Below are 13,625 nucleotides of genomic sequence, written 5' to 3' on the forward strand. Positions count from 1 at the left end.
CGTCAGGCTCCGAGCAGCGGCAGGCTACGGCGCGGGTTGTCGTCGCCGAGTTCGCCGAGCGCGAGCGCGGCGAACCGGATCGCGAACGGCTGCCACGCCTCCTCGACGTCGGCCATCACCCGGTCGCAGGCCGCCACCACCAGCTCCGGGTCGTAGCCCAGCTCGGCCAGCACGGCCGAGTCGCGGGACCACTCGGCGATCATCGCGGTGTCGCACTCGATGTGGAACTGCAGGCCCCAGGCCCGGTCGCCGAGGCGGAACGCCTGGTGCGGGTAGCGGGTGGACGCGGCGAGCAGCGTCGCGCCGTGCGGCAGTTCGGTGATCTCGTCGGCGTGCCACTGGAGGACGTCGGGCATCAGCGGCACGTACCGGAACAGGGGGTCGTCCTCGGCGGCGTCGCGCCGCCCGACGAGCGCCGGACCGACCTCCGGACCGGACGGGCTGCGTTCGACCCGGCCGGCGTGCGCGGTGGCCAGCAGTTGCGCGCCGAGGCAGACGGCGAGCGTGGGCACGCGCCCGCGGACCGCCTTGCGCAGCAGCCCCTCCAGCGCCGGGAACCAGGGCGCGCCGGGGCCGCCGTCGGACCCCGGGTATGCCTGCTGGTCGCCGCCGAGCACCACGAGCGCGGCGTATCCCTCCAGGTCGCCGGGGAGCGGGTCACCGGCGTGCGGACGCAGCACGCGCAGCTCAAGGCCCCCTTCGGTGAGCCACTCCCCCAGGCGGCGGAGGTCGTCGGTCGGGTCGTTCTCGATCACCAGCGCGGTCGCCACGACGTCGAGGCTAACCGGTACGCCCGACAGGGCACGGTCCGGCAGGCCCTAGGCTCCGATCGTGCCTGACGACTGCCTGCGCCCACCGGCCCTGCGTCCCGGCGACGCGGTGATGCTGGTGTCCCCGTCCGGGCCGACCCGTCCCGAACGGGTGGCCCGCGGCATCGAGCTGCTCACCGGCTGGGGGCTGCGGCCGGTGCCCGCGCCGAACGCGTACGCCAGGCGGGGTTACCTGGCCGGCGACGACGCGCTGCGGGCCGCGGACCTGAACGCGGCGTTCGCCGACCCGGAGATCCGCGGGGTGATCTGCACCCGGGGCGGCTACGGCGCGCAGCGGGTGGTCGACCTGATCGACATGGCGGCGGTACGCCGGGATCCGAAGGTGGTGGCCGGGTTCTCCGACATCACCGCGTTGCAGTTCGCGCTCTGGCGGGGCGCCCGCCTGGCCGGGGTGCACGGGCCGGGCGCCGCGTGGCGGGACGAGCGCACGCCGATCCGCTCGGCGGAGTCGCTGCACGCCGCGCTGACCAGCGCCGAGCCGGTGACGGTGACGGCGGTCGAGGCGGAGGAGACGTTCCCGGTGCGGGTGCCCGGCCGGGCCGAGGGCCGGCTGCTCGGCGGCAACCTGTGCCTGATCACCGCGTCCATCGGCACCCCGGACATGCCCGACCTGACCGGGGCGATCCTGCTGGTCGAGGAGGTGCAGGAGCCGCCGTACAAGATCGACCGGATGCTCACCCACCTGCGCCGCTGCGGTGCGCTGGACGGGATCGCCGGGGTGGCTGTCGGCCAGTTCACCGAGTGCGCGGACGGCTGGGACACCACGGTCGTGGACGTGCTCACCGACCGCCTGGGCGACCTGGGCGTGCCGGTCCTCGGCGGCCTGCCCATCGGCCACGGCCCCAACCAGCTCACCGTCCCGGTGGGTACCCCCGCCACCCTGGACGCCACCACAGGCACCCTGACGGCAACCGCCGCCGTCCGCCACCCGGGCTGATCATGAAGTTGGCGGCAGTTCAGAGATCCACAACTGCCGCCAACCTCATGATCAACGCGGCGAGGGCGTGAGGTGGGCCACGGCGCCGATCTCCAAGGCGGCCCAGACCGCGCCGTCGGGGGTGACCGTGAGGCCGTGGGGTTCCGAGGCCGGCGTGGGCAGGGTGTGGGCGGTGATGTGGCCGTCCGGGTCGACGTGGCCGATGCGGTTGGCGCCCCACTCGGTGAACCAGCAACCACCGGCCGGATCGGCGACGATCGCGTGCGGGCGCGCCGCCCGGTCCGGCAGCGGGAACTCGTCGATCCGCCCGTCCGGCATTATCCGGCCGAGCTGCCCGGCGACGATCTCGACGAACCAGAGCGCGCCGTCACCGCCCCGGGTGATGCCGACCGGCCCGGCCGCCTCGGTGGGCAGCGGATGCACAGTCACCGACCCGTCCAGGCCGACCCGGGCGATCGCGTTCGCCTGGTTGAGCGTGAGCCAGAGCGCGTCGTCCGGGCCAGCCGCCAGCATCGACGGGAAACCCTTGGTCACCGGCAGCGGGAAGGACGTCACCTCCCCGTCGACGCTCACCCGGCCGATCGTGTCGTCGCTCATGCCGGCGTACCAGAGCGCGCCGTCCGCACCGACCACCAGCCCGCAGGGGCCGCAGCCGGGCGGCAGCGCCACCGAGCCTGTCTCGCCGTCGACTGTGATCCGGCCGAGCCGGTCGTCGCCCGAGCGGGTGTACCAGAGCGCGCCGTCGGGGCCGCCGACGATGATCAGCGGGCGGCTGCCGGGCGGGTCGTCGCGGTAGGTCCGTACCTCACCGTCGAGGCCGAGCCGGGCGACGCCGCCGGAGCCGGCCAGCGCCAGCCAGAGCGCGCCGTCGGGTCCCACCGTGATCGAGTACGGCCCGGAGCCCGGCCCGGTGAGCGGGATCTCGCGGATGGCGGGCTGTGTCATCGAGTGGCCTTTCGTCGGGCTTCGCCCAGCCTCGCGGGCGCTCCGGCACCCCGGCAACACGAATAATTCGGGCCTTCCGGACGGGATTGCCAGCTCGCTGACAGGTTCGCCACGGGTGGCCCTCAGTTCCGGCGACCACTGTCGGTGACGTCATCGCACCACCACCGAACAGGAGAATCGCATGATCCGCACGATGTCGAAGAAGCACCTGCTGGCCGGCCTGGCCGCCGCCGGCGTGCTCGGCGTCGGGATCGCCGCCCCGACGGTGGCGCTCGCCGACGACAAGAGCCCGAACCCGTCTTCGAGCGCCAGCAGCACCACCGACCAGGGTGACGACCGCCGCCAGAAGCACGCCGACCGGCAGGCCGAGTTCTCCGAGGCGCTCGCCAAGGAGCTGGGCGTCTCGACCGACAAGGTCACCGCGGCGCTGGAGAAGCTGCACGAGCAGCGCCAGGGCGATCGCCCGGAGCGGCCGGAGCGGCCGTCGACCGAGGACCGGCAGGCCGCGCTGAAGGAGCGGCTGGACCAGGCCGTCACCGACGGCAAGCTCACCCAGGAGCAGGCCGACGCGGTGCTCAAGGCCGCCGAGGCGGGCGTGTTCCCGGGCCCGGGCAAGGGCGGCCCGGACGGCAGGCCCGGCCACCACGGCAAGGGTGGCGACAAGGGCGGCCCGGAGGGCAAGGCCGACCAGGGCGCCGAGGCCGAGCAGGAGGGCCAGGGCGGCAAGTGACGCGGTGGCCCCGCCGCCCCTCACCGGCCGTTCCCTCCTCCTGGCCGGCGCCCGGCGGGGCCACCCACGCCTGATCCCCTCGGACCGCGGCGGGGTGGTGGTGCACTCGCACCGCCACCCCGCCGCGCCCGTGTCAGCGCAGGTACGGTCCGTCCGCGCCGATCTTGCCCGGCGCCGGGTTGCCGGGCAGGTCGAGCACGTAGACCCGGAGGTTGCCCTTGCCGCCGGCCGCGGCGGTGAGCGTGCCGTCGGTGACCGTCTTCACGTCGCCGGTGACCGCGTCCACGTACCGGCCGTTCGGCACCCCGCGGAACGTGGCGCCGCCGGACACGGTGACCAGCGCGAAGCTGTCCACCGTGCCCTGGGTGAAGCGCCGCTTGTACGCCATCGCGCCGCTCACACCCTCGGTCGAGTACTGCCCCTTCTGCAGGGCCGGCACTGCCCGCCGGATCAGGTTGAGCCGCTGCACGTGCTTGACCAGCGGCTGGGCGAGCGTGGTGGCCACCGCCCCGCCGGCCGAGCCGACCACCCCGAAGTCGGCGGCGGTGACGCTGCCGGCCAGGTGGTCGCCGTAGTAGGCCCGTCCGGTGGTGGCGAGCGGGCAGGTCGGCCCGCAGTCGATCCGGGCGCCCTTGCGGAACTCGATCTCCGAACCGTAGTAGAGCGTCGGGATGCCGCGGAACGTCCACATCAGGCTCATGTTCTCCGCCCAGGCGTCGGTGCCGCCGGTGTACCGGGTGGAGGACTTGTTCGGCCCGTAGTCGTGGCTGTCGACGTAGACCACGTTGTACGTGGCGTCGTTGTAGCTGTCGTCGGAGTCCTTCCCGTTGCCGAACGCGTTGCCGGCGTCGGAGAAGTTCATGTGCATCCGCATGTCGATGACGTTCATGCCGGAGAACTGCGAGCGGTCCGGCGCGTGGTACGTGTTGCCGCGCAGGAACGCGTTGTCGGTGGTCGGCTGCCCGTTCGGGCCGAGCAGCTGCTCGTGGTCGTACTGCTCGATCGCGGCGCGGACGTCGTCCGGGCTGTACTCCTTGCGCTCCTTCCAGGTGTAGAACTGCGCGGAGTGGTTGACCGAGCCGCGGTTCCACTTGTCGTTGACGAACGCGGCCACCTCGCCGAAGACGTAGAAGTCCTTGCCCTTCTCGCCGAACCGGGCGACCGCGTGCTGCTGGATGGCGGGCAGGAAGCGCCGGTTCCAGGTGACCCGGGGGATGTGCACGGCGGTGTCGATCCGGAAGCCGTCCACACCCATGTCGATGAACCGGTTGTACGCGTCGATCAGGTACTGCTGCACGGCGGCGTTCTCGGTGTTGAAGTCGGCCAGGTCCTCGTGCAGCCAGCAACTGCGTGAGTCCTCGCCCTCCCAGTTGCCGATCCAGCACTGGTGGTACTTGTCGGCGGGGAAGAGCTTGGTGGTCGGGACCGGCCACTGGCACTGGTAGAGCGTGTAGCCCTCGGGGCTGCGCCCGCCGGTCGGCGTACCCCAGTTCAGGCACTGGTTGCCGGCCGGCGCAGCGGACGACCACACGTCGCCGTTGTAGGGCCGGCCCTTGGCCTTGGCGTTCTGCGCCGGGGTGAGCGCCGGGTCGTTCCCGGTCGCCTCGACCATCGGGTCGTACTCCCGGCCGGCCTGCGGCTGGTCGTAGTACCACTTCCACTGGTCGTCGCGGGTGCCGTAGACGGTGGGCGTGAACAGGCCCTTGGCGCCCCACCGGGAGCTGTGGTTGTAGACCACGTCCTGGAAGATCTTTATGCCCTTGGCGTGCGCGGCGTTGATCAGGTCCTGGTAGGAGGCGCCCGCGCTCTCCAGCCGCGGGTCCACCCGGTAGAAGTCCCAGCCGTGGTAGCCGTGGAAGTCGTAGTCGGACCGGTTGAGCACGACCGGGGTGATCCAGAGCGCTGAGAAGCCGAGCGCCTTGATGTAGTCGAGCTTGTCGACCAGCCCCTTGAAGTCGCCCCGGAACATCGGGTCGTCGTTGGCCGCGTTGCCGGAGGCGACGTGCTGGCTGCCGCCGCGGTTGTTCGTGGGATCGCCGTCGGCGAACCGGGCGGTCATCACGAAGTAGATGGTGTCCTCGCGCGGGTCGCCGCCGAGCGGGGCGCCGCCGGTCTGCGGGGTGCCGGTGGTCGCGGAGGCGGGCGCACTCGCCGCCGACCGGTTGCCGGCCGCGTCCAGGGCCCGCACGGTCCAGGTGTACGCGGTGCCGGGCCGCAGGTCGTACGCGACGTGCCGGGTGGTGGCGCTGGTGACCGTGGTGCCGCCGGCTCCCCCGGTGCGGGTCAGCTCGTACCCGGTGACGCCCCGGTCGTCGGTGGCGGCGGTCCAGGTCAGGGTGACCGCCAGCCCGTCGGCGACGGCGGTGAGGCCGCCCGGCGTGGACGGCGGGGTGGTGTCCGGGGTGACCGGCGCGCACGGGTCCGCGGCGGCGGCGGTGACCCGGCCGTTGTCGACGACGCTGCGCCCCGCGCCCAGGGTGTAGTCCGCGCCGCCGTTGTTGTCCCAGGCGCCGGCGGTGTTGTTGAACGCGGCGGTCAGGCCGGTGGCCGTGCCGAGGTCGACGATCCGGCGGGCCCAGCCGGCGCAGCGCGTCTCCATGGCGACGCCCGGGGCGGTGGTCCAGGCGCCGCCGGCGGGCCGGTAGTGCAGGTTCGCGGCGGTCCAGCCGCGCGGCGTGAGGTGGTACCAGACCTCGGCGGTGTTCCCCGGCGTCGGGCTCGGCGCGACAGTGGTGGACGGGCTCGGAGTCGGGGTGCCGGACGGCGGCGGGGTGGCGCACGGGTCGCCCGTGCCGATCCGGCCGCCGGCGACGGTCACGGTGCCGGCGCCGAGGCGGTAGTTGGCGCCGTTGTTGTTGTCCCAGACGCCGCTGCCGTTGGTGAAGACGACCTGGGCGCCGGTGGCAGCGCCCAGGTCGACGGTCTTGCGACGCCAGCCGGCGCAGGCGGTGTCCATCGGCACGCCGGGCACCGGCGTCCATGCCTGCCCGTCCACGCCGTAGTGGATGTTGACGGACGTGCCCCAGGCGGCCGGTGGCTGGTAGTAGACGGTGACGGTGTTCGCCGCCGCGGCGGCGGTGAACGGCAGCAGCGCGGCGAGCACGCCGGCGGCGAGCGCGAACGCTCCCCACCGGCGGCGGTTGGTGGTGGTGCCCCTCATGGCGCTCTCCTGACACCCACGCCCGCACGACGGGCGCAAGGGGATGAAGGCGTTGCAAGAACTTGCGACGCGTGGTGCCAGGAAGTTACCAGCTTCGATTCCACGAAACCAGTGGTTCACAGTAGACACGGGCGTAACGGATTGCACGGCCCGCAACGACTTGCTCCCGGCCGGCGACCGGCCGGGCCGGGAGCAAGGGCGCGGCGCTCAGCCCTCGGCGGGCGGGGTGAACACGCCGAGCAGGTTGCCCGACGGGTCGCGCAACAGGGCACGCACCAGACCGGTCGGCGTGGTCACCGGCGCCGTCAGAACGGTGCCGCCGGTCGCCTCCGCCCGGCGGCAGGTCTCCGGCACGTCCGCCACCTCGGCGTAGAAGATCGCGTAGTTGCCGGTGTCCGTGTCCCGGATCGCGCCGCCGATCCCCCGCTCACCGCCGGCCGTCGTCTGCCGGTACGACCCGCTCGGGCCGCCCTGCTCGTCGAAACTCCAGCCGAACAGCTCGGAGTAGAACCGCTGCGCCTCGTCCGGGCGGTCGGAGCCGATCTCGAACCAGGTCACGGGCGTGCTGGACATGCTTCCTCCTGAGGTTCGCGCCGGCGGTCGGCCGACGTCGTCAGGATTCAGCCTCGTATCGGGCCACGACAGCGTCCTGTCGGTGTTTCCACCCGGATCAGACCAGGGTGAGCGGGCGCACCCGGTCGACCGGCACGTCGAGGTCGCCGGGACGCAACTCCCGGGTCACCGGCTCGGCCAGCGGATGCACCGACAGGATCCGGTCGGTGCGGAAACAGCGCAGACCGTCGCGCAGCCGGCACCAGGCGACCAGGTACCAGTGCACCGAGTTGCCCAGGTAGGCCAGCGGCTCCACGTCGCGCGCCGAATCGGCACCGCCGCGGTCGGCGTACCGCAGGCGCAGGACCCGCCCGGCGGCGACCGCGTCGGCGACGGCGGCCGGGACGGGTGTGCCCGGCCCGTCGCCGACCAGGTGCACCCGGCCGGCGAGGCGGTGCGCCTCGGCCACCGCGGCGGGCGGCATCACCGCGACCAGCTTGCGCAGCGCGGCGCCGGCCGCCGGGGCGAACGGTGAGCCGCCGAGCCGGTGCAGCGCGACGGCCATCGCCACCGCCTCGGCCGGTGTCAGGTTGACCGGCGGCAACGTGCGCGCCCGGTCGACCACGTAGCCGCCGGCGCGGCCCGGCTCGGCCCAGATCGGCACCCCGGCGCCCTGCAACGCGGAGATGTCGCGCTCGACGGTGCGGGTGCTCACCTCGAAGCGGCGGGCCAGCCAGGACGCGCTGCGCGGGCGCGGCGAGACCGCCCGCAGCTCCTCGACCAGGGCGTAGAGGCGGTCGGTGCGGTTCACCCCCGGACGCTAACCCGGGGGTACGACACCCCTCAGGCGATGCAGGCGCAGACGATCAGCGCGGCGCCGAAGTGGGTGGCGGCGCTGACCCGGGCCGCCGGGTGCGGCTCGTCGGCGGCGATGACGTCGCCCAGCTTGCCCGGGGTGAGCAGGTCCAGCACCAGGAACGCCAGCGCCATCACCAACAGGCCGACCAGCCCGAACACCACAGTGGACGCGAGCCCCTTGGTGAACGAACTGTAGCTGGTCAGCACGGCGGTGAAGACGATGCCGGCGATGCCGAGCTGGTTGGCGGCGAGCAGCAGCGCGGCGTTGCCGTTGCGGCGCACCCAGATCAGCTCCCGCAGCTTGCCCGGGGTGAGCAGATCGACGAGCAGGAATCCGGCGGCCATCAGGGCGACCCCGACCATCCCGAACACGATGCTCTGCCACGCCCCGTCGAGCAGATCTCCCAGCACCAACGCCTCCCCGGCTCACGCCGCCCGGCGGTGGTGCCGGGGCGGTGCCGCAGACGATAGCGGCACCGCGCCAGCGTGATCTAGAGCGAGAGGTAGCGCTGCCGCTCGTACGGGGTGACCTCGCGGCGGTACTGCTCCCACTCGGAGCGCTTGTTGCGCAGGAAGAAGTCGAAGACGTGCTCGCCGAGCACCTCGGCCACCAGCTCCGAACCGGCCATCACGTCGATCGCCTCGGCCAGGTTCTCCGGCAGCGCCTCGTACCCCATGGCGCGGCGCTCGGCGCTGCTCAGCGACCAGACGTCGTCCTCGGCGCCCGGGGGCAGCTCGTAGCCCTCCTCGATGCCCTTGAGGCCGGCGCCGAGCATCACCGCGAACGCCAGGTAGGGGTTGGTCGCGGAGTCCAGCGAGCGGACCTCGACCCGGGCCGAGTTCGGCTTGCCGTACGCGGGCACCCGCACCAGCGCGGACCGGTTCAGGTGACCCCAGCAGACGTACGCGGGGCTCTCGGTGATCCGGTCCGGCAGCGCCTGCGGGAACAGCCGCTTGTACGAGTTGACCCACTGGTTGGTGACGGCGGTGTACTCCCGGGCGTGGGTGAGCAGCCCGGCGATGAACGACTTCGCGACCTTGGAGAGCTTCATCGGGTCGCCGGCGTCGTGGAACGCGTTGCGCTCCCCCTCGAACAGCGACAGGTGCGTGTGCATGCCGCTGCCCGGCTGGTCGGTGAACGGCTTCGGCATGAAGCTGGCCTGCACGCCGGTGGAGAGCGCGACCTCCTTCACCACGTGCCGGAACGTCATGATGTTGTCGGCGGTGGTGAGCGCGTCGGCGTAGCGCAGGTCGATCTCCTGCTGGCCCGGGGCGACCTCGTGGTGGCTGTACTCCACCGAGATGCCGATCCGCTCCAGCGCCAGCACGGCCTGGCGGCGGAAGTCCCGCGCGACGGCGTGCGTGGTGTGCTCGAAGTAGCCGCCGGTGTCCACCGGGGTGGGCACCGAGCCGTCCTGCGGACCGTTCTCCAGCAGGAAGAACTCGATCTCCGGGTGGGTGTAGAAGGTGAAGCCCTTGTCGGCCGCCCGGGAGAGCATCCGGCGCAGCACGTGCCGCGGGTCGGCCCAGGACGGGCTGCCGTCGGGCAGCATGATGTCGCAGAACATCCGGGCGCTCTCGCCGCTGACCCCGCCCTCGAACGGGAAGACCTGGAACGTGGTCGGGTCCGGCATGGCCACCATGTCCGACTCGAACACCCGGGCGAAGCCCTCGATCGCTGAGCCGTCGAAGCCGATGCCCTCCTCGAAGGCCGCCTCCAGCTCCGCCGGGGCCACCGAGACGCTCTTGAGCGTGCCGAGCACATCGGTGAACCACAGCCGGACGAAACGGATGTCCCGCTCTTCCAGCGTGCGGAGGACGAACTCCTGCTGACGGTCCACTTCCACCCCTCGTGACACGTACGTCCGCACCGGTCGGGCCGGCCCGGCCTGACCGCCCAGTCTCCACCGGGCTCGTTACGCCGACGTTACGCCTTCCCCGGCCGGCCGTCCCGCCGTGTCCGGCCGGGCGGGACGCGCGCTGCGCCGCCCCGGTCTCCCGCGACCTGTCGGATTCGGCCCGGACGGCTGGGGGAAGATAAACGCATGCCCACCCTGCGTCTCGCCCTGTGCCAGGTCAACCCGACGGTAGGCGACCTCGCCGGAAACGCCGGCCTGGTCCGCTCGTGGACCCGTCAGGCCGCCGACGCCGGCGCCCAGCTCGTCCTGTTCCCCGAGCTGATGCTCACCGGTTACCCCGTCGAGGACCTGGTGTTCCGCCGCTCGTTCGTGGCCGCGTCCCGCGCCGCGCTGCACCGGCTCGCCGCCGACCTGGCCGCCGACGGCCTCGGTGACCTGCCGGTCCTGGTCGGCTACCTGGACGCGGACGGCCCTCCCCAGGTCAGCTCGGACGCGGAACCGGGCCGGGGCGCCCGCAACGCGGCGGCGGTGCTGCACCGGGGCGAGGTGGTGGCCACCTACTTCAAGCACCATCTGCCCAACTACGGCGTCTTCGACGAGGACCGCTACTTCGTCTCCGGTGACACGCTGACAGTGGTGCGCGTCGGCGGGGTGGACGTGGCGCTGACCATCTGCGAGGACCTGTGGCAGGCCGGCGGGCCGTTCGCGGTGGCCCGGGAGGCGGGCGTCGGGCTGGTGCTGAGCATCAACGGCTCGCCGTACGAGCTGAACAAGGACGACGTGCGACTGCCGCTGGTGCGCCGACGCGCCGCCGAGGCCGGGGCCGCCATCGCGTACGTGAACATGGTCGGCGGCCAGGACGAGCTGGTCTACGACGGCGACTCGATGGTCGTCGCCGCGGACGGCACGCTGCTGACCCGGGCGCCGCAGTTCGTCGAGCACCTGCTGGTGCACGACCTGGAACTGCCGGCGGCGACCGGGGCGCCGGGCGGGACCGTCGCGCCGGCCGACGGGATGCGGGTGGCCCGCCACGAGATCCCGGCGATCCCGGCCGCCCCGTCCGGTCCGGCTGCGGACGGCGGGATCATCGAGCCGGTCGCCGACGAGGCCGAGGTGTGGCACGCGCTGGTGCTGGGCCTGCGCGACTACATCGACAAGAACCGCTTCCCCTCGGTGGTGCTGGGCCTGTCCGGTGGCATCGACTCGGCGGTGGCGGCGGCCATCGCGGTGGACGCGGTGGGCCCGGAGCGGGTCGTCGGCGTCTCGATGCCCAGCCAGCACTCCTCCGAGCACTCCCGCACCGATGCCGAGGACCTGGCGAAGCGCACCGGCCTGGACTACCGGGTCGAGCCGATCCAGCTGATGGTGGACACGTTCCTGGCGAACATGTCGCTGTCCGGGGTGGCGGTGGAGAACCTCCAGGCCCGGGTACGCGGCGTGATCCTGATGGCGCTGTCGAACCAGGAGGGCCACCTGGTGCTCACCACCGGCAACAAGAGCGAGCTGGCGGTGGGCTACTCGACGCTCTACGGCGACTCGGTGGGCGGATACAACCCGGTCAAGGACGTCTGGAAGACGCTCGTGTGGCGGCTGGCGAAGTGGCGCAACACGGACGCGGTGCGGCGCGGGCAGACGCCGCCGATCCCGGAGAACTCGATCGGCAAGCCGCCGTCGGCCGAGCTGAGCCCCGGCCAGCTCGACAGCGACACGCTGCCCGACTACGACGTGCTCGACCCGATCCTGATCGGCTACGTCGACGGCGACCTGGGCCGTGACGGCCTGGTCGAGTCCGGCCACGACCCGGCCGTGGTGGACAAGGTGCTGCGGATGGTGGATACCGCCGAGTACAAGCGACGGCAGTCCGCGCCCGGCACCAAGATCTCCATGAAGGCGTTCGGGCGGGACCGGCGGCTGCCGATCACCAACCGGTGGCGCGAGGACGGCTGACCGCTCCCCCGGGCCGGGGAGTGACATCCTCCACTCCGACCTGCCCGCGGCCCGCCGCCCGGTGCGACGATCGCGGGGAACCCGGGGACCGCGTGCGCGGCCTCGAGGAAGGAGATTGTCATGGTGGAGTCCACCCCGGCCGAGGTGGCCGCCCTCTACGGCGGGCCGGCCACCCGGCGGGTACGCACCCGCGACCTGATCGCCGCCAAGGAGCGCGGCGAGCGGTGGGCGATGCTGACCTCGTACGACCAGTACACGGCCTCGATCTTCGACCAGGCGGGGATCCCGGTGCTGCTGGTCGGCGACTCGGCGGCGAACAACGTCTTCGGCTACGAGACCACGCTGCCGGTGACCGCCGAGGAGCTGCTGCCGCTGGTGCGTGCCGTGGTACGGGCCACGAAGCACTCGCTGATCGTCGGTGACCTGCCGTTCGGCTCGTACGAGGAGGGGCCGGCGCAGGCGCTGCGCACCGCTGTGCGGTTCATGAAGGAGGGCGGCTGCCACGTGGTGAAGCTGGAGGGCGGGCGGCGCTGCGCCGCCCAGATCGAGGCGATCACCGGTGCCGGCATCCCGGTGATGGCGCACATCGGCTTCACCCCGCAGAGCGAGCACACGCTCGGCGGCTACCGGGTGCAGGGCCGGGGCGAGGCCGCCGAGGAGGTGCTCGCCGACGCGCGGGCGGTGGCCGAGGCGGGCGCGTTCGCGGTGGTGCTGGAGATGGTGCCGGGTGAGGTGGCCAAGCGGGTCACCGCCGAGCTGCCCATCCCCACCGTCGGCATCGGGGCCGGCCCGGACACCGACGGGCAGGTGCTGGTCTGGCAGGACATGGCCGGGTTGCGGACCGGCCGGGCGCCGCGCTTCGTGAAGCGGTACGCCGACCTGGCGGGAGCGCTCACCGACGCCACCCGCCGGTTCGCCGACGAGGTACGCGGCGGCGAGTTCCCCGCGGCCGAGCACACCTTCTGAGGTGTAAGGAAGGGCCCCTTCTTAACGCCTGGCGTAGAGAAGGGGCCCCTTTTTAACACGCGCCGCCGCGACGGCGGCGCGACGCGTCAGAGGTCGGTGACCCGGATGCCGGCGTGCGCCTTGTAGCGCTTGTTGATCGCGATCAGGTTCGCGGTGAACGCCTCGATCTGGTGGGCGTTGCGCAGCCGCCCGGCGTAGATGCCCCGCATGCCGGGGATCCGCGCGGCCAGCGCGCCGACCACGCCCGCCAGTTCCCGGTCCTCGGTGCAGATCAGCACGTCCAGGTCGATCCGGTCGATCTCCGGGTCGGCCAGCAGCGGCGCGCTGACGTGGTTGAACGCGGCGCAGACCCGGGACTCGGGCAGCAGTGCGGCGGCCTGCTGAACGGCGCTGCCCTCGGCGACGGTGAGCGCGTACGGGCCCTGCTTGTCGAAGCCGAGCGGGTTGACGCAGTCCACCACGATCTTGCCGGCCAGCGGTCCGGCGAGCGCGGCGACTGTGGCCGCGTGCCCGTCCCACGGCACCGCCACGATCACCACGTCGCTGCGCCGGGCGACGTCCTCGTTGTCGCCGCCGGAGACGACGGCACCCTCCGGTACGTAGGGCAGGGCGGCGATCTCGGCGGCGGCCTGGGTGGCCCGCTCGGCGGTGCGGGAGCCGATCAGCACGGTCTGCCCGGCCCGGGCGAACCGGTAGGCGAGACCCCGTCCCTGGTCGCCGGTGCCACCGATGATGCCGACGGTCAGCCCGGAGACGTCGGGCAGCGTGGTCGCGTCGTAAGCCATGCGCTCATCCTCGCAAAGCGGGGCCGCGAGCGGTGCATCCCGATGCTGTGACAATC

12 protein-coding genes are annotated in these 13,625 nt (G+C 72.8%); 4 read left to right on the forward strand and 8 right to left on the reverse strand.

All coding sequences use genetic code 11. The annotated features are described in order from the left end of the window. Window positions 1–2: 2 nt before the first annotated feature. Window positions 3–770, reverse strand: coding sequence for a type 1 glutamine amidotransferase (locus IF06_RS0121395; protein ID WP_030273091.1), 768 nt, complete (start codon window positions 768–770; stop codon window positions 3–5). A 112-nt stretch (window positions 771–882) separates the two neighbouring features. Here IF06_RS0121395 and IF06_RS0121400 point away from each other — a divergent pair, with 112 nt between their 5' ends. Beyond that, window positions 883–1,767: a S66 peptidase family protein gene (locus tag IF06_RS0121400; RefSeq protein ID WP_369752289.1), complete on the forward strand. Its 885-nt coding sequence runs from the start codon at window positions 883–885 to the stop codon at window positions 1,765–1,767. A 51-nt stretch (window positions 1,768–1,818) separates the two neighbouring features. On the opposite strand, the gene IF06_RS0121405 is transcribed toward IF06_RS0121400, so the two are convergent. Further along, window positions 1,819–2,712, reverse strand: a complete 894-nt coding sequence (locus IF06_RS0121405; protein ID WP_030273094.1) for a virginiamycin B lyase — start codon at window positions 2,710–2,712, stop codon at window positions 1,819–1,821. A gap of 181 nt (window positions 2,713–2,893) precedes the next feature. On the opposite strand from IF06_RS0121405, the gene IF06_RS0121410 reads away from it, so the two are divergent. Beyond that, on the forward strand, window positions 2,894–3,442 hold the full coding sequence (locus tag IF06_RS0121410) for a hypothetical protein (RefSeq protein ID WP_030273102.1): 549 nt from the start codon (window positions 2,894–2,896) through the stop codon (window positions 3,440–3,442). Window positions 3,443–3,575: 133 nt separating this feature from the next. On the opposite strand, the gene IF06_RS0121415 is transcribed toward IF06_RS0121410, so the two are convergent. From IF06_RS0121415 to glnA, 5 genes are all read right to left on the reverse strand, one after another. Then, window positions 3,576–6,602 (reverse strand): carbohydrate binding domain-containing protein, encoded by a 3,027-nt coding sequence (locus IF06_RS0121415; protein ID WP_030273104.1) that lies wholly within the window; start codon window positions 6,600–6,602, stop codon window positions 3,576–3,578. A 207-nt stretch (window positions 6,603–6,809) separates the two neighbouring features. Further along, window positions 6,810–7,175: a VOC family protein gene (locus IF06_RS0121420; protein WP_030273106.1), complete on the reverse strand. Its 366-nt coding sequence runs from the start codon at window positions 7,173–7,175 to the stop codon at window positions 6,810–6,812. A gap of 97 nt (window positions 7,176–7,272) precedes the next feature. Beyond that, complete coding sequence (locus IF06_RS0121425) at window positions 7,273–7,965, reverse strand: helix-turn-helix transcriptional regulator (protein WP_030273108.1); 693 nt, start codon at window positions 7,963–7,965, stop codon at window positions 7,273–7,275. Between the two features lie 32 nt (window positions 7,966–7,997). Further along, window positions 7,998–8,423, reverse strand: a complete 426-nt coding sequence (locus IF06_RS0121430; RefSeq protein WP_013287762.1) for a DUF350 domain-containing protein — start codon at window positions 8,421–8,423, stop codon at window positions 7,998–8,000. 80 nt (window positions 8,424–8,503) lie between these two features. Next, window positions 8,504–9,853, reverse strand: a complete 1,350-nt coding sequence (glnA, locus tag IF06_RS0121435) for a type I glutamate--ammonia ligase (protein ID WP_013475676.1) — start codon at window positions 9,851–9,853, stop codon at window positions 8,504–8,506. Between the two features lie 204 nt (window positions 9,854–10,057). Between glnA and IF06_RS0121440 the strand changes: the two genes are divergently transcribed. Next, entirely contained in the window at window positions 10,058–11,818 is a 1,761-nt protein-coding gene (locus IF06_RS0121440; RefSeq protein ID WP_030273113.1) for an NAD+ synthase, read from the forward strand. A 120-nt stretch (window positions 11,819–11,938) separates the two neighbouring features. Beyond that, window positions 11,939–12,784, forward strand: a complete 846-nt coding sequence (gene panB, locus IF06_RS0121445; RefSeq protein WP_030273114.1) for a 3-methyl-2-oxobutanoate hydroxymethyltransferase — start codon at window positions 11,939–11,941, stop codon at window positions 12,782–12,784. Window positions 12,785–12,870: 86 nt separating this feature from the next. Here panB and npdG read toward each other — a convergent pair whose 3' ends face one another. Beyond that, window positions 12,871–13,569, reverse strand: a complete 699-nt coding sequence (gene npdG / locus IF06_RS0121450) for an NADPH-dependent F420 reductase (RefSeq protein ID WP_030273116.1) — start codon at window positions 13,567–13,569, stop codon at window positions 12,871–12,873. Window positions 13,570–13,625: the final 56 nt, after the last annotated feature.

The sequence above is a fragment of the Micromonospora globosa genome (genome assembly GCF_000717585.1).
GTDB lineage: Bacteria > Actinomycetota > Actinomycetes > Mycobacteriales > Micromonosporaceae > Micromonospora > Micromonospora aurantiaca.